Origin of the sequence: Paenibacillus barengoltzii G22 (assembly GCF_000403375.2) — a bacterium.
In the GTDB taxonomy this organism is placed as follows: domain Bacteria; phylum Bacillota; class Bacilli; order Paenibacillales; family Paenibacillaceae; genus Fontibacillus; species Fontibacillus barengoltzii.
In genome coordinates this window covers 276,431-291,776 of the sequence record NZ_KE159654.1, presented here as the reverse complement: position 1 = coordinate 291,776, position 15,346 = coordinate 276,431, and the positions used below count along the sequence as shown (strand labels likewise).

At 54.3% G+C, this 15,346-nt stretch carries 11 protein-coding genes and 1 riboswitch; of the genes, 8 read left to right on the top strand and 3 right to left on the bottom strand.

Annotation, left to right across the window (positions count from 1 at the left end; all coding sequences use genetic code 11):
• Positions 1-21: 21 nt before the first annotated feature.
• The 4 genes from C812_RS16275 to C812_RS16260 are packed head-to-tail and all read left to right on the top strand — an operon-like array spanning position 22 to position 5,300.
• Positions 22-1,437: a lipopolysaccharide biosynthesis protein gene (locus C812_RS16275; RefSeq protein WP_167669327.1), complete on the top strand. Its 1,416-nt coding sequence runs from the start codon at positions 22-24 to the stop codon at positions 1,435-1,437.
• Positions 1,434-2,675, top strand: coding sequence for a glycosyltransferase (locus C812_RS16270; protein WP_016313743.1), 1,242 nt, complete (start codon positions 1,434-1,436; stop codon positions 2,673-2,675). The genes C812_RS16275 and C812_RS16270 overlap by 4 nt, the downstream gene beginning before the upstream one ends.
• The gene (locus C812_RS16265; protein ID WP_016313742.1) at positions 2,672-3,898 is read left to right on the top strand and encodes a glycosyltransferase family 4 protein; all 1,227 of its coding nucleotides are present in this window, start codon (positions 2,672-2,674) and stop codon (positions 3,896-3,898) included. The genes C812_RS16270 and C812_RS16265 overlap by 4 nt, the downstream gene beginning before the upstream one ends.
• Positions 3,876-5,300 carry a sugar transferase gene (locus tag C812_RS16260; RefSeq protein ID WP_016313741.1) on the top strand — a complete coding sequence of 475 codons (1,425 nt, stop codon included), beginning with the start codon at positions 3,876-3,878 and terminating at the stop codon, positions 5,298-5,300. Before C812_RS16265 ends, C812_RS16260 begins: the two co-directional genes overlap by 23 nt.
• A gap of 1 nt (position 5,301) precedes the next feature.
• Here the strand turns inward: C812_RS16260 and C812_RS16255 are convergent, their stop codons facing one another.
• Positions 5,302-6,609 carry a glycosyl hydrolase family 28-related protein gene (locus tag C812_RS16255; protein WP_016313740.1) on the bottom strand — a complete coding sequence of 436 codons (1,308 nt, stop codon included), beginning with the start codon at positions 6,607-6,609 and terminating at the stop codon, positions 5,302-5,304.
• Positions 6,602-7,678 (bottom strand): LCP family protein, encoded by a 1,077-nt coding sequence (locus C812_RS21615; RefSeq protein WP_016313739.1) that lies wholly within the window; start codon positions 7,676-7,678, stop codon positions 6,602-6,604. The genes C812_RS16255 and C812_RS21615 overlap by 8 nt, the downstream gene beginning before the upstream one ends.
• Before the next feature lie 250 nt (positions 7,679-7,928).
• Here C812_RS21615 and C812_RS16245 point away from each other — a divergent pair, with 250 nt between their 5' ends.
• From C812_RS16245 to C812_RS16230, 3 genes are all read left to right on the top strand, one after another.
• A complete protein-coding gene (locus C812_RS16245) occupies positions 7,929-8,897 on the top strand; it encodes an NAD-dependent epimerase/dehydratase family protein (protein ID WP_016313738.1) in 969 nt (322 codons plus the stop codon).
• A 218-nt stretch (positions 8,898-9,115) separates the two neighbouring features.
• A complete protein-coding gene (locus C812_RS16240) occupies positions 9,116-10,615 on the top strand; it encodes a DUF4129 domain-containing protein (protein WP_016313737.1) in 1,500 nt (499 codons plus the stop codon).
• A gap of 151 nt (positions 10,616-10,766) precedes the next feature.
• Positions 10,767-11,911, top strand: a protein-coding gene (locus tag C812_RS16230) for an IS3 family transposase (RefSeq protein WP_157274712.1) whose coding sequence is annotated in 2 segments (ribosomal slippage) — positions 10,767-11,040 and positions 11,040-11,911 — 1,146 coding nt in all. Because the reading frame shifts where the segments join, the coding sequence is not laid out codon by codon here.
• A 75-nt stretch (positions 11,912-11,986) separates the two neighbouring features.
• Here C812_RS16230 and C812_RS16225 read toward each other — a convergent pair.
• Entirely contained in the window at positions 11,987-13,291 is a 1,305-nt protein-coding gene (locus tag C812_RS16225; RefSeq protein ID WP_016313736.1) for a hemolysin family protein, read from the bottom strand.
• A 255-nt stretch (positions 13,292-13,546) separates the two neighbouring features.
• A riboswitch (purine riboswitch) is annotated at positions 13,547-13,646 on the top strand.
• A gap of 67 nt (positions 13,647-13,713) precedes the next feature.
• Here C812_RS16225 and C812_RS16220 point away from each other — a divergent pair.
• Positions 13,714-15,150 carry an NAD(P)/FAD-dependent oxidoreductase gene (locus C812_RS16220; RefSeq protein ID WP_016313735.1) on the top strand — a complete coding sequence of 479 codons (1,437 nt, stop codon included), beginning with the start codon at positions 13,714-13,716 and terminating at the stop codon, positions 15,148-15,150.
• Positions 15,151-15,346: the final 196 nt, after the last annotated feature.

Genomic DNA, 15,346 nt, shown 5'->3' with positions numbered 1-15,346 from the left:
AAGGACGATTTTATGCCAAATATGATCAGAACAGTCTTCTTCCATTGTCTTCGCCGTATCAGACAATTTGGTGAACGGCTGCGGCTCCAAAACGTGTCCAGCCAGCTTAGGAAGCTCAAACATGACGGCTTCCTAAAGAGCGTGGCGGTGTTGGCCAGCGGAACGGTCGTCAGCCAGATTCTCGTGATAGCGACGCTGCCGGTGCTGACGCGCCTCTACTCGCCAACCGAATACGGAACATACTCGATGTACCAATCAATTATCGGGATCTTGCTGATGGTGATTTCCTTCTCCTATGAAAATGCCATCACCCTGCCGGAAGACGATCGTACCGCTTCCAATGTGCTAAATCTATCCCTGCGCATCTGTATCGGAGTCAGCATTGCCAGCGGCCTCGGTATTCATATCCTGGAGGAGCCGCTGTCAGAATGGCTGCACGAATCTTATTTGACGCACTATTATTTGCTCTTTATCGTCAGCTTGTTCGGCGCCGGGTTCTACCAAATCCTGAATTACTGGTCGATCCGTAAAAAGTACTTTAGGCAGCTGGCACGGACGAAATATACGCAAAGTATTAGCCAGATTTCCTCACAAATTGGCCTCAGCTTATTTCACCTCGGGCCGTTAGGATTGATCATCGGCGATATCATCGGCCGATTCGGCGGATTATTGCCGCAATGGAAGCTCTGGCGCCGGGATGTCAAAAGCCAGGCCATCATATCAGGGTGGGCCGATTTGAAGGAGAGCGCCTACCGTTACCGACGGTTTCCATTCCTATCGATGACCGCCGGACTGCTAAACAGCGTGGTCTTGTACATACCTACGATTCTTCTTGCTTCGTTTTACGGCCCGCAAGTGGCCGGATGGTTTGCGCTTTGCCAGCGGATTCTCGGCTCGCCGATGACGCTGATCATGACCTCCGTCCGCAGCGTGTACTTGGCGGAATCCGCCGACTCCATGATTAACCACCCTCACAAACTATATCCCTTATTCCGCAAAACGGTACGCAACGTTTTTCTGTTCGGCGCATTAGTCATTTTGATCATCGTTGGGGTAGGTCCCTACGTGTTCTCGTTCCTATTTGGCGAAGAGTGGGCCCGGTCAGGCAGCTTTATCCGTATTCTCTCGATCATGTACTTAAGTCAGTTTGTCGCTAATTCCGTGGGATCGACGATTGATGTGATGGAACGACAGGACCTGCATTTGTATCGGGAGATCATTCGGACGGTGCTCATATTGGGCTCTATGTATTTTGCCTGGCATACGCAGCAATCGGCAGAGATGGCCATCTGGCTGTTTAGCGCTGCATCCACGTTAGGATACTTGCTGCATCTGGGATTGTCGTGGCACTCGGTGCGGAAATATCAGGGGGCGAAGCGCAAAGGATTTGAAGCTGCTGCCAGTCAAGTAACGGGAGGGAGTGGAGAACCAACGTGAAAATCTTATTTGTGATCACCGGATTCGATTATGCAGGGGCGGAAAACCAAGTGCTGATGCTATGCCGCGAACTTCGGGCGAGGAGCTGTGAGGTCCGCTTGGTTACGATGATCCCGCCGGTAGCGCACTTGGAGGAGTTGAAGGAGCTAGGGATTGAAGTCGTCAGCCTCGGTATGAAAAAAGGAGTTCCGGACCCTCGGGCGATCTTCCGGTTAGCCGGCTTGATTCGGCGGATGCGTCCCGATGTGGTCCATAGTCATCTGGTGCATGCGAATATTTTGGCGCGAGTCACGCGGTTGTTTGTGCGTATTCCGTTTTTGATCTGCACGGCACACAGCGTCAACGAAGGAGGCTGGCGGCGGGAATTGCTGTATCGGATGACGGATCCGCTGGGAGACCTGCTCACCCAAGTCAGTCAGGAAGCGGTGCGCATCTATACGGAGCGCAAAATCGCGTCTCCTCGTAAACTCCGGTTGATGGAAAATGGCATCGATCTCAGCCGCTTCGCAGAGGATCCCCAGCAACGCCGACAGCTGCGGACGGAGCTTGGCGTGGAGCTAAGGGTGGAGGAATCCGGGGAGAGCGTCCGGGCCGGAACAGCTGCAAAAGGGGAGCGAGCTGTTGTGGAGCGCGCGGGGCCTCCGCAGGAGCCGTTTGTCTGGTTGGCGGCAGGGAGGTTCGTTCCGGAGAAGGATTACCCGGCTATGCTGTTAGCCTATGCCGAAGCGAGGCAGCGCTTTGCGAACAGCGTGTTATGGATCGCTGGAATCGGGCCGGAACGTCCGCAGGTCGAACAGCTGGCGGCGGAATTGGGCTTATCGGCGTACGTGCGCTTCCTTGGTATTCGTACAGACATACCGGCTCTGATGCAAGCCGCAGATGGATTTGTCCTGTCCTCGAAATGGGAAGGGTTGCCGATCGTATTGCTGGAGGCTTGCGCCAGCCGGTTGCCGATCGTCGCTACCGCTGTAGGCGGCAATGCCGAAGTCGTGCTGGACGGCGTAAATGGCTACTTGGTACCGGCGGAGGAGCCGAGGGCGTTAGCCCAGGCGATGGAGCAGTTGATGGCCTTACCCCCGGAGGAGCGGCGAGCCATGGGGCAGCGCGGGTGGGAGTATGCTGCGGCTCATTATGACAATTCCCGTGTCACCGGGAAATGGATCGAGCTATACGAGCAGGCATCCGGCCGGAGGCTGCCTTCTGCCCGGATGTTGTCCAAGGAGGCGCATGAAGGATGACGAAAACGCGAAAAGTCGCTTATATCGCAACGGTATACGCCCATTTGGCAGCGTTCCATCTGCCTTTTATGCGCGATCTGCGGGATGCCGGGTTTACCGTCCATGCCTATGCCTCCCCGGATCACGGTCGGGAAGAGGTGGACGCTGCCGGTTTTACGTGCCGGGATCTTCCGTTTAGCCGCAGCCCGCTGGCCTCCAGGAATGTTCGGGCCCTTCGAACACTCGTGGGCTGGATCCAGCGGGAACGGTATGACCTGATTCACGTGCATACGCCTAATGCAAGTGTGGTCTGCCGAATCGCCGCCCTGCTGGCAGGCCGTCCGTATCCTAAAATCGTTTATACCGCGCACGGTTTTCACTTTTATACCGGGGCGCCCTGGATGAATTGGCTTTTGTATTATCCGATGGAGCGTTTCTTATCTCGGTGGACCGATCTTCTCGTGACGATCAATCGGGAGGATGCCCGGCGGGCGGAGGCTTTTCCAGTGCGTGGCCGCAGCGTCTACGTGCCCGGGGTTGGCGTCGATCTGACCTTGTATTCGGACGCGGCCTTGGGGGATGAAAATCGCGAGCAGCAACGCCGCAAGTTAGGCTTAGCCCCTGACGATTTCGCCGTGCTGTGCATTGCGGAGCTGAACCGCAACAAAAATCAAGCGCAGCTGATTGAGGCGATTGCGGAGCTTCGGCGCCGCGGCGTTCCGGCCGTGCTGATGCTGGCCGGAGTTGGTCGAGTCGAAGCGTGGTATCGGCAGCTCGCCGCGAAGTCCGGCTTAGCCGAGGCTGTACGCTTCCTCGGTTATCGCCGCGACGTGCCGCAGCTGCTGCAAGCTGCGGACGTCCTGGCGCTCGTGTCGCAGCGCGAGGGCTTGCCCAAAGCGCTGCTGGAGGGGTTGTCCGCCGGCAAGCCGCTGGTAGCTACGGCGGTGCGCGGCAGCCGTGATCTCGTCGCCCCTGGCCGCAATGGCTACCTCGTTCCGGTGGGGGACGTGCCTGCCACGGCCAAGGCGCTCGCGCGGCTGCAGCAGGACGCCGGACTGCGGCGGCGTATGGGCGAGTACAGCCGCAAGCTGGCGCAGCTGTACGATCTGGAGCAAATTCGCCGAGATGTGGCGGCGATGTATGCGCAGCTGGGGGTGCTTCAACAGGAAGAAGCTTGGGAGGATCAGCCGTGTTTGGTGAACGCGGAGGGGGAAGAGATTCATGGTCAAGCTGTTTCGGAATAACGGGATGAAGGCGGGGCTTCTCCTGCTTGATCTGCTGGCGATATACGCCAGCAACTGGCTGGTTACCGGGTTGCTGCTGCAAGGGAGTTGGAGCCAGCCCGGCACACTGGGGGATTCACCGTTCCGCAGCGCGCCGTGGATAGGGATGCTAACGGTGATGACGTACTATTTTTTTAACTTATACGATTTGGCAGGACGGCGAAAGCCGGCGCAATTTCTATGGAATCTCATACTAGCCCAGTTATTCGTTGCTGCGGAGCTGATTGTGATCAGTTATGCGAGCCAATGGTTCAGCTTGCCTCCGCGTCGGTTGCTCTTCACATTTGCCGCCCAACTGCTGTTATCCTTTGGTCTTCGCTTGCTGTTGTTTTACATCCAGAGCAAAGGATTTACCCGCAAAAAGACGCTGGCCGTGGTCAGCGCTGAAGCCCCTGATGAAGAAGTGCTGGGCCGCATGCTGGAACAAGGCAAGCCCTGGTTCCGCGTTGAGCGGATTGTACGTGCGGATCGTGAGGGGACGGGCGAAGGAATGCCGGAGCAGACATGGGCAGGGATGGAGACGCTGCTCATCGGGCCGGGATTGCCTCCCGAAACGAAAGCAGCCTGGGTTCAGGCCGCGGGGAAGAGAAATATGGAAGTGGTCATCGTTCCTGATTTTTATGAGCTGTATCTCGCCGATGCCGAGCCGCAGCAAATTGGCGACTTGCTGGTGTATTCACTGCTGCCGCCGCAGTTGACGCTGCCGGAGCGCCTGTTCAAGCGCTTGTTTGATTTGACGGTGTCTTCGCTACTTCTGCTTGCCGCATCCCCTGTGATGCTTGCGATGTTCCTGCTCATCCCGCTGACGTCGCGAGGGAAGGCGCTGTATGTTCAAGAGCGCATTGGGTTGCATGAAAAGCCGTTCCCGTTATACAAGTTCCGCAGCATGGTGGATGGCGCAGAAGCCGCGACCGGGCCGGTGCTGGCCGGGCGCAACGATGCCCGGGTGACCCGATTGGGCCAATGGATGCGCGCCACCCGGATTGATGAACTGCCTCAGCTGTTTAATGTGCTGCTTGGCCATATGAGCTTGGTTGGGCCGCGGCCGGAGCGGGCGTTTTTTATTAACCAGTTTAAAGAGGAACTGCCACATTACACGTATCGGCTGATGGTGAAACCGGGGTTAACGGGTTATGCCCAAGTGATGGCGGGGTATGCCACTACTCCTTGCGACAAACTGCGTTACGACTTGATGTACATCAAAAGATATTCGCTATTGTTCGATCTGAAGATTCTGTTCCAGACGATCCGGGTCGTTCTTCAACGGGAGCAAGCCAGAGGAGTGGAGGGTTGCGTTGTTGCCACGCCCATGGCAGCGGGGATCGATCGTGAAAATGCTTCCACCGGCCTCCAAATGAAATGAATTACTTGGCAGTATTGTCTGTCAGCGTTCCTTCCCCTGATGCCAGCGCGGCCTTGGCCTCCTTCGACAAGCGGATGGGGGTTTCCGCGCCGGTAATGACGTTTCCGGCGATGCGGAAGCTGCCGATTTGGTCGAGGCGGATCCCGCTTGAACCGGGGAAAGGCTGGCCATCGCTGCTTTCGATGAGGTTGCGCTCGATGACGATGCCGCCGGACGATTCAACATTGGCTTCAATCGCAGCATAGAAGCTGCCAGGCCCACCAATCGTATTGTCCGATACGGTCACATCACCGGCATATACAGATATGGCGGCGTACATGTCCTGCGGCAGTTGGTCATTGGGCGTAACGAGATAGTGGTTATCTCCGGAGTAAGGGTTAAGGATGCGATTGTTTTTCACAAGAACGCCTGGGGCGGAGATTTTAATGCCGCGTTTGGCGGTGTGGTGGAGGATGTTCCCCGAGACGACCGAATCTGATCGCGGCGAAGAAGCAGGCGGCTGATCAAAATAGATACCGTCTGCATCCTCTCGCGGGGTAATATAAGAGATTAGGTTGTCTGTAATACTAACGCGGCGGGCGATCGTGCGCCCTGGTTCGCTCCAAACCATGATCCCCCTTGCGACGGGGGAGGTTTCTCTCGCGGAGATTCCGGTGATTGTGGAGCCAAGGATGCTGATGTCCACGGTGTCGCCATAGATCATAATGCCGGCGACGACGGTCGTGGACAGCGGGTGCTGGCGATCAGCCGGCTGGTTCAAGTCTTGGATCGTACTATGCACAATTTGCACGTTCGATGATCCGTGGTGCACGCTGATCCCACGGGTCAGCCGTGAACCGCCGTCGATTACGATGCCATCGATGCGGATTTTGTGCCCCTGGACAGAGATCGCTTCAAAGCCGTACCGGGCTCCGGTGATCGCACGGAATTTCAGGACAGGCCGGCCCAGACCGCGCAGGGTGACGCCGCTGTAAATCGGCAGCGGCTCGTCCAGAGCGAGCAAATACGTACCAGGGGGGACGAGGACGGTCGTGTGATGACCGGTCGCCGCGGCCTGTCGAAGAACGCGCAGAAAAACAGCAGTATCATCTGTGAGGCCGTCGCCTTTGGCACCGGCTTCTTTCACGTTGAAGGTAGGAGCGGGGAAAGGATAGTTCGCTTCCCAACGCATCAGCAAGGCCCAACACAAGGCCAAAACTAACAGAGCAAGGAGCAGCCACCGGCTCTGACGCCGACGCCGCGGATGACCGCCGCGTCGATTGGGGCGAAACGGGCCGTTGGGATAGGGCCAGGGTGATTTTTTACTCATCGATCTCATCCCCCAGAAGTTGACCAGATATCTCGGACCAGGCCGTCATATCCGGAATCCAGTAGTACAGCTCAGCACCGACCAACGGATCCTTCGCTTTCCCGCTGTTCCCCGGAAACTGCACAAAATACATCTCCTCCGGGTCAATACTGCGAACCATCCAGGCCAGGCTGAGCATATCGGTATCGGTCAGATTGGTGTCCAAAATGTCTTCCTTCACTTGTCGGATCAGCTCGGGCAGACGGGTCAGGTTATCCGGAACGAGCAGCTTGCGGGCAATCGCCTGCAAAACAAGCGCCTGATTACGTTGTCGAGCGTTGTCGCCGTCTTCCAGAGATTTGCGCTCGCGGACGAAGTTGAGCGCCGTCTCACCGTCCCAGTGCTGTTCTCCGGCAGGCAGAGTCCGATCATTGTAGGTCAGCTTAACGGGAGCCTCCAGCTTCACGTCGATGCCGCCGATCGTATCAATGAAATGCTCAAATCCGCTGAAGTTCGTTTTGACGTAATAGTTGATGGTGCAGCGGCATAAATTGCTGACGGCCTGAATTGCAGCGAGGGTGCCGGCGTGGCTCCCTTTGCCGTTGGCTTCCGCCATCGCATGGGCATGATTGATCTTGGTCAGCCCAATGCCGGGAAGATGAACTCGGGTGTCGCGGGGGATGGATACAAGGTTGACGGTGTTGTCCTCCGGATTGACATGGGCGAGCATCAGCACATCGGTGCGCGAAGCTTCCTCTGCCCGGGCATCGGTGGCGAGCAGCAGCAGGTTAAAGCTGCCCCGGGCTCCACGAATCTCCGCGGAGGAAGGGTGCGCCGCAGAGGCTTTTCCGGCCGTCTCGTTGTCTTTCACACCGGTTTGTCCAGAGCTTGTCGTATCGCCGTTAACAGCTTCCTCCGTATCTGCCCCCCCAACTCCACTGATCTGTTCTGGTGTAGCCAATACCGGGATGTCGGTGCCTCGAAAATGCCGTGAAGGCTCGTATTTCAAATAGGCGGCCAGCAGTCCGCAAGCCGCAAGGAGCAGAAGAAATGCCGGGATCACCACTTTTTTGGGGATTTTGAATTTCATTCGTTTTTCCACTCCGTCTCTATCAAATCGAGTAGATCTCGTGAAAAGGTTTCATAGCAGTATATTCGTGAAATCCGCACGGTATGCTCGGAACGAAAGGATCTGCCAAGCCACCGTCAAAGTGCCTGATCCGCGTGCAAAAATAACGGGCTTCCAGTATTTTACCAAGTCTATTTTGGACTTGACCTACATAAGGTGGTGGAAATGGGGCAAACGCCGATATTTCTTAGGGAATAGGAGAGTCGAAGCGATGAAAGTGCTAGTCACCGGAGGAGCGGGGTTTATTGGGCGCCACACCGTCAAGCGGCTGCTGGATCAAGGGGATCAGGTGGTGGTGGTCGATACCAGATTGTCCGGGAATCTCAGGAAAAAAGACGATCTGGTTACATACTATCCGACGGACATTGTATCTGATGATTTGGAGTTGATCTTTGCAGAGGAGCGGCCGGATGCCGTCATTCACCTGGCAGCTCAAACGAGTGTCCAACGCTCGTTGCATCACCCCACGGCTGACGCGGAAACGAATATTCTGGGGACGGTCCAGCTGCTGGAGCAATGCGTGCGTTACGGTGTACGGCGGATTGTCTTTGCGTCATCGGCCGCGGTGTACGGTAACCCCGACCATTTGCCGATCAAGGAATCGCAACGAACGGAGCCTTTATCCTTTTACGGCGTGTCCAAACGAGTTTCCGAGATGTATATTCAATCCTTCCATGAACGCTACGGGCTTGACTATTCGATCCTGCGGTATGCCAATGTGTATGGGATACGGGAGCGGCGTACCGGTGAGGATGGGGTGTTAACTGCATTCGTCGAGCGACTGATTGCGGGCCTTCCACTGGAGGTATATGGAGACGGTTCGCAGACGCGGGATTTCGTTTATGTCAAGGATATCGCCGAGGCGAACGTGCAGGCGCTGCGCTGCACAGGCAGTCAGATTTTGAATGTCAGCAGCGGCCGCGGCATCTCCCTTCTGGAGGTGCTAGGGGTCTTATCGGAGATCTTCGGCCGCCAAGTCCAGCCGTATTTCCGTCCGGCTCAGCCGGGGGATATTGACCAGAGTGTACTCGATAACGGCAAAGCCCGCAATATCCTCTGGTGGGAGCCGAGATATTCGCTATATGATGGTTTGGTAGAGATGATGGAATTCGAAATGGAAGCGAGAAAAAATCCGCTGCTTATTGAACGAACGAACTACGTTGAACCATCGGTCATATAGGTCATTTGCGGCGCGCTTGCTTCGCCAAGTCCCGTCTGTCCCGTTTCTCTTCATGAGAAGCGGGATTCTATTTTTGAGGGACACTGAGGATAAACGACGCCCGCAGTCCTCACCTCTGTGATATGATGAAGATTAGAAGAAGGAGAGCTATCGTTCGGATTAAAGTGTGAATAGGGTCCGGAGCCGGCTTTCGGAGGAAGATCGGGAGGGATGACGGGATGAACGACAAGGGCGAATACGGGGATCCGCATCAAAATGAATCCGCTTACCTGAGGCAGACGTTGCGGTCAGGCCTCGCTTGCCTCATGGAATATGTGCTGCTGCTGCCGGCATGGATTCTGTTCGCGGCGTTCCTTCGGCCGCCGGAGTTCCCGATAACGGGGCTTGGCCTGCTGCCGTTACTCTCGCTCCTTGGAGTCCTGCTTGGTACCCGGCTGCGCAAGCTATGGCAGCGCGGGGCGGTTGCCCTCGCCGTTGGCGCGGTTTATACCGCGGCCGCTTTGGCTTGGGCAGGGGGCGTGAGCGCGCTTGGCTTAGGTAACGCCGCATCGGCTACCCAGTTAGCCTCCACCGTCGTTGTGCTGCTGCAAACCGCCGCGCTGTTTGTCGCTGGTGTGTTTTGCTCGCTGCAAGGGCTGACGGTTCGGAATCGTCAGAGCCATTTTCGGCTGTACTGGGTGGGGCTAGGCCTCTATTTCCTAGCAGGGATCTTCTTCCCGCGAATCGAAGCGCTGCAAGCGACGGTCCCGTTGATCACCTGGGCCGGCGTATTCAGCTTAGCCACGGCCCTGTTCGTGACGAACCATCAGTTTCTGCGCTACAGTTCGCAGGCCGGTGAATCGGGAGAGCGGCTGCCGGCGGGGCTTCGTCGCCATAACCGGTTATTTGTCGGCTTGATCGTTGTGGCTGCTGTGTTGCTGGCGGCCGGTGTGGGGCGCTGGATTGGCAGCCTGCTGTGGCGAATGCTCCAAGCGATCGTGCGTTGGTTAACCCGCCCGCAGGAGCCTGTGCTGCCGCCGACGGAAGAGCCGGAAGCGGCAACTCCGCCGCTGGAGCCGATGTTGCCGGCAGAACCCCAGGAACCGGGGCTGCTGTCGGAAATTTTGAACTATGCATTTTATGTGTTTGGCGGATTGCTTCTAGCGGCTTTACTGGGGTTCGTCCTCTATTGGCTGTACAAGAACGCTGGGGAATATTGGCGCAAAGCCATCCATCGCCTGCTTAACTTGCTGCGCCGGGAGAGCGCCGCACCGGAGCAAGCTGCTTATCGCGATGAGGAGACGAGCTTGTTGACTTGGGAATCGGCCCTGCAAGGCTGGCGCAGGATGGGCGCTCGTTTGCTTCGTACCGGGAAATCTTCCGAACGTTGGGAGGACATGCGGGATAACCGCGAGCGCGTTCGCTTTTTATACCGACTATTTTTGCGAAAAGAACGTCAGCGGGGCTTCTCGCTCAAGCCTTATTTGACCCCGAGGGAATTGGTAGAAGAGATCAGGCTGGAGGCTGCCCAGCGGGAAGAAGCGGTCCAATCGGCCCGAGGCGGCAAGCGAAAGCGGGTTGGCGGCACAGGGGGAGCCGAGAAGATCGGAGAGGCAGCCCGGGGCGAGCTGGAAGCTATAGTCGATCCGTTGCTCCAACTGTACTATGAAACGAGGTATGGGGAAGAGCAACCGGGAGACGAGGAGGTGGCGGAGCTGCGGCGACGCCTTGCGCGGTAAGGTGAATGTAGGTGTGTTCCGAAACAAAAAACGCGAGATAGCAGAGAATGAATCGGAACTGACCCCATAGTGTGAGACAAATTAAAAACACCTTCAAGAGAATGCAACCATGTCGTATGATATGGGAGACAACCTTGGAGGTGTTTTTTCGTTGGCAACCCGAGTAAGCTACCCAAAAGAGATTAAGATGAAGGCTATTGAAATGAGAATGGCTGGTATCCCAGTGAAAGAAGTTATGGAGCAATTGAACATACGACATGATTCTCAAGTGAGAACATGGATGCGATGGTATCGTAACGGAGAAATACATCGGTTTGAGCAGCCTGTAGGTAAACAATATAGCTACGGCAAAGGACCGGAATATACGTCAGAATTAGAGAAAGTAAAGGCAGAGAATAGGTTTTTGAAACAGCAGCTAGATCTCCTAAAAAAGTACAACGAGATGGAAAGGGGGTATCCTCAAAGATTGTAGTGGAATGGATCAAATCGATCCAAGGAGAAGTTAGCGTGGCACAAGCCTGTGCCTGGGCGGGACTCTCTCGTGCTACCTACTATCGCTGGAAGGATAAGTATGGAAGCAGGGATGCCGATCCTGTGGTAGAGAAAATCCGCGAACTCTGTTTGCAGCATAAATTTCGTTATGGATACCGTAAAATCACCGCTCTACTTCGGAAAGAACAAGCGATTAACCATAAACGAGTGCAACGGATTATGCAGCGTGAAGAGCTGCAATGCCGTGTCAAAGTCAAGAAACGCAAACCTACAGGGCAGCCAGCCTATATAGCAGAACACTTGCTAAAACGCCAATTTGAGGCCGATCAACCTATGCAAAAACTCGTTACGGATATTACGTATTTACCGTTTGGAGGAAGAATGTTGTATCTATCAAGTATCCTAGACTTGTTTAACGGAGAAGTTGTGGCATACAGTATAGCTGACAAGCAGGACACTGCGTTCGTACTGGACACACTCCGTCAGCTGCCCAATCTACCAGGTACGATACTTCACAGCGATCAGGGGAGTGTCTACACTTCCCAGGCGTATCAGGAAGCTGTAAAGGAAAAGGGCATTACCATGAGCATGTCCCGCAAGGGAACGCCCGCTGATAATGCCCCCATCGAATCGTTTCATTCCACGCTAAAGTCTGAAACGTTCTATCTCGAAGGTTTAACGAGTACAACGACAGCAATCGTTGAACAGGTCGTTCGAGACTACATTACTTACTATAACTCAATTCGCATTCAAACAAAACTAAACAACCAGTCACCGATTGATTATCGACAACTGGCTGCTTAACTTGCAAGGTGTTTTTGATCCCTGTCTCACAAACGGGGGTCAGTTCCATCTGCTGGCTCGCGTTCTTTTTTTACATTAGGAACTATGTTTGACGATTTCGAGTTTCTTGAAGCGGTGTGGTTCCTTCTCCAACAGCTTGAAGGTTAAATCCTCATGCTCCAGCGTGTCTCCAACATCCATCGATGGATTTCTGCCATAGAGCCAACCGCCGATGGTATCCACTTCTTCTGTGCTCAGGTCGGTTAGCAGCACTTCGTTGATCTGATTTACCGTCACGGTGCCAAGGGCTACCACATGCGATTCGTCCAGCTGGACAATCGGATCTTCCTCTTCTTTATCGAACTCGTCGCGGATTTCCCCGACAAGCTCCTCCAGAATATCTTCCAGAGTAACGAGACCGGCGGTTCCTCCGTATTCGTCGATCAGGATCGCCATATGGGTGCCTTCCTTCTGCATCTTCTTCAGCAACTCATTCACTGGAGTAACCTCGGAGACAGCCATCACCGGCTGCAGCAGAGCGGAAAAATCCAGATTTGGATTGTGATCATAAGCTAAGAAGAACTGTTTCGTATTTACGATCCCGATGACGTTATCCTTGCTGCCATCCGCAACCGGAAAACGGGTGTATTGTTGTTCCCGGATGATTTCCAAGTTCTCCTGCCGCGTCTTGTCCGTATATAAACACACCATATCGGTGCGAGGTACCATGATTTCCTTGGCGAGCAAATTATCAAATGCGAAAATTCGATTCACGTAGCCAAATTCGCTTTGATTAATTTTGCCGCTTTCGAAGCTTTCGTTAATGATGATCTGCAGTTCTTCCTCAGAGTGCGCTTCCTCATGCTCGGAGGCCGGCTTGACGCCGAACAGGCGCACGAGCTGGTTGGCAGAACCGTTTAGGGCCCAAATGAAAGGGCGCATGACTTTCGTAAAAAGAATTAAAGGCTTGGCTGTAATCATGGCAATTTCTTCAGCTTTGCGGATCGCCACGGTTTTAGGGGCCAACTCACCTACCACAACGTGAAAATACGTGATGACGACAAACGCGATAATAAACGAAAGCGCGCTGCCAACTGCCTCAGGTACGTTCAGGCTGTGGAACAGGGGATGCAGCATGCTCTCCACCGTTGGTTCTCCCAGCCATCCGAGTCCCAGCGCGGTGATCGTAATCCCGAGCTGGCAAGCTGATAGAAATCCGTCCAGGTTTGAGGTGACCTGCTTGACGGCAACGGCACCCTTCCGTCCTTCCGCCACAAACTGATCAACCCGGCTTCCCCGGACCCGAACGATCGCAAACTCTACCGCGACGAAAAACGCCGTTAACGCGATAAGTAAAACGACCAAAACCACATTCAAAACCAAATACCTGTCACTGTCCATTCGATGCATCTACTCCTCGATAATTTAATATAATGACGTGAATCTATCACTATTATACAATAAACTCCCTTCTTCATGCGAACCTGCTCATAAGGTAGATAGGGTATTAATGTTCGTGTTTTCGGTGCGGGTTGTGAAATTATCCACGTTTTTATCTTTTGTTTTGTTTCAAAACACGAATATTTGATTTAATTTTATCTTGACTTATCCGTTTATCGCGCTTATACTCAGGTTGTTCCAAAACACAAACAAGTCCATAGAAATAGAGAACAAGTTCGTATATCCTCAATAATATGGATTGAGGGTCTCTACAAGGAACCATAAATTCCTGACTACGAATAGGGTGCATACGCATACCTATGAGAGGTCAGGAATTTTTTTTATTTATCATGTGAATGATTAACCATCTCAGGAGGATACAGATGAGCAAATACGATGTCATTGTAGTGGGAGCCGGCCCTGCCGGAATTTTCGCCTGTTACGAACTGACCCGGAAAGCGCCGCATTGGAAGGTGCTTCTGGTGGACAAGGGGCACGATATCTATCGCCGCCGTTGCCCGATCTTAGAGGAGAAGATTACGCTTTGCCCGCCTGCGGCCGGGCGTAAGGAATTTGCCGGTTGCTTGCCGGCCTGCTCGATCACGGCTGGATTTGGCGGGGCTGGAGCATACAGCGACGGGAAATTTAATATTACCACGGAATTCGGCGGTTGGCTGAACGATTACATTGCGCCGTCCAAGGTGCTGGATTTGATCAAATACGTCGATACGATCAATCTGGAGCACGGAGCGACGACCACCATCACCGATCCGATGACCGAAGCGGTCCGACAAATCGAGCAACGCGGATATGCCGCCGGGCTCAAGCTGCTGCGAGCGCAGGTGCGCCATTTGGGGACTGAGCAGAATCTGGAAATCCTGAAATCGATCTACGAATATCTCAACACGCGCATTGATATGCTGTTTAAGGCCGAAGTGGAAGACCTAATCACGGAAAAAATCGAGGGAAGCCACCAAGTCCGAGGGATCACGCTGAAGAACGGCGAAACGTATGAGGCCGATCTGGTGATGGTCGCTCCAGGCCGGGACGGTTCTGCGTGGTTAACCGAGATACTGAAGAAGCGTCGCCTGAAAATGACGAACAATCAGGTAGACGTTGGCGTTCGCGTAGAGACCTCCGATGTGGTGATGCGGGAGATCAACGAGCATTTGTATGAGGGCAAATTTATTTTCAACACTTCGGTTGGTACGCGGGTACGCACGTTTTGCAGCAATCCTTCCGGACATGTCGTGGTCGAGAACCACAGCGGCGTGATGGCGGCCAATGGCCACTCCTATAAAGATCCAGCCTTGGGTTCGCAGAATACCAACTTCGCGCTGCTCGTATCACATCGGTTTACTGAACCGTTTGATAAACCTAACGAGTATGCGCGGGAAATTTGCCAGCGGGCCAACGATCTATCAAACGGCGGGGTCATCGTGCAAAAGTACGGTGATATCCTGCGCGGACGCCGCTCTACCGCTGCGCGGATTGCCGAAGGCTTCCTGGAGCCAACGCTGAAGGAAGCGGTGCCGGGTGATCTCGGCCTGGTGCTGCCGTACAATACGATGAAGAGCTTGATCGAGATGGTCGAGGCGCTCGATAAAGTGACGCCGGGGATTGCCTCGGAGCATACGTTGTTCTACGGGGTAGAGGCGAAGTTTTATTCGGCCCGTCCGAAGCTGAGCGAATCGCTGGAAACGGAAATCAGCGGCCTGTTCTGCGGCGGCGACGGCGCAGGAATTACTCGCGGCTTAGCTCAAGCGGGAGCAGCTGGAGTATGGATCGCCCGCGGAATGATCGAGAAAGCAGGAGTATAAGACATATCGTCATACGGGTACAGTCCTTGAAACAGAGGGGCCGTACCCGTTTTTCTTTCATTGTGAAGCGTTGAGGTTTATAAAGAGAGGAATGATTTTACATAATTTTAATCGACAGGAAATAATGCTCAATTTTAAAATAAGTATGATGAGGAGGTAGTCCATCAAAAACAAGCGCATGGGGAGGAATCGATAA

What these genes read in the sequence shown, in the direction of transcription:
- C812_RS16275 (WP_167669327.1), top strand. Translation starts at nt 22, where the DNA reads ATGATCAGAACAGTCTTCTTCCATTGTCTTCGCCGTATCAGACAATTT.
- C812_RS16265 (WP_016313742.1), top strand. Translation starts at nt 2,672, where the DNA reads ATGACGAAAACGCGAAAAGTCGCTTATATCGCAACGGTATACGCCCAT.
- C812_RS16260 (WP_016313741.1), top strand. Translation starts at nt 3,876, where the DNA reads ATGGTCAAGCTGTTTCGGAATAACGGGATGAAGGCGGGGCTTCTCCTG.
- C812_RS16255 (WP_016313740.1), bottom strand. Translation starts at nt 6,609, where the DNA reads ATGAGTAAAAAATCACCCTGGCCCTATCCCAACGGCCCGTTTCGCCCC.
- C812_RS21615 (WP_016313739.1), bottom strand. Translation starts at nt 7,678, where the DNA reads ATGAAATTCAAAATCCCCAAAAAAGTGGTGATCCCGGCATTTCTTCTG.
- C812_RS16245 (WP_016313738.1), top strand. Translation starts at nt 7,929, where the DNA reads ATGAAAGTGCTAGTCACCGGAGGAGCGGGGTTTATTGGGCGCCACACC.
- C812_RS16240 (WP_016313737.1), top strand. Translation starts at nt 9,116, where the DNA reads ATGAACGACAAGGGCGAATACGGGGATCCGCATCAAAATGAATCCGCT.
- C812_RS16225 (WP_016313736.1), bottom strand. Translation starts at nt 13,291, where the DNA reads ATGGACAGTGACAGGTATTTGGTTTTGAATGTGGTTTTGGTCGTTTTA.
- C812_RS16220 (WP_016313735.1), top strand. Translation starts at nt 13,714, where the DNA reads ATGAGCAAATACGATGTCATTGTAGTGGGAGCCGGCCCTGCCGGAATT.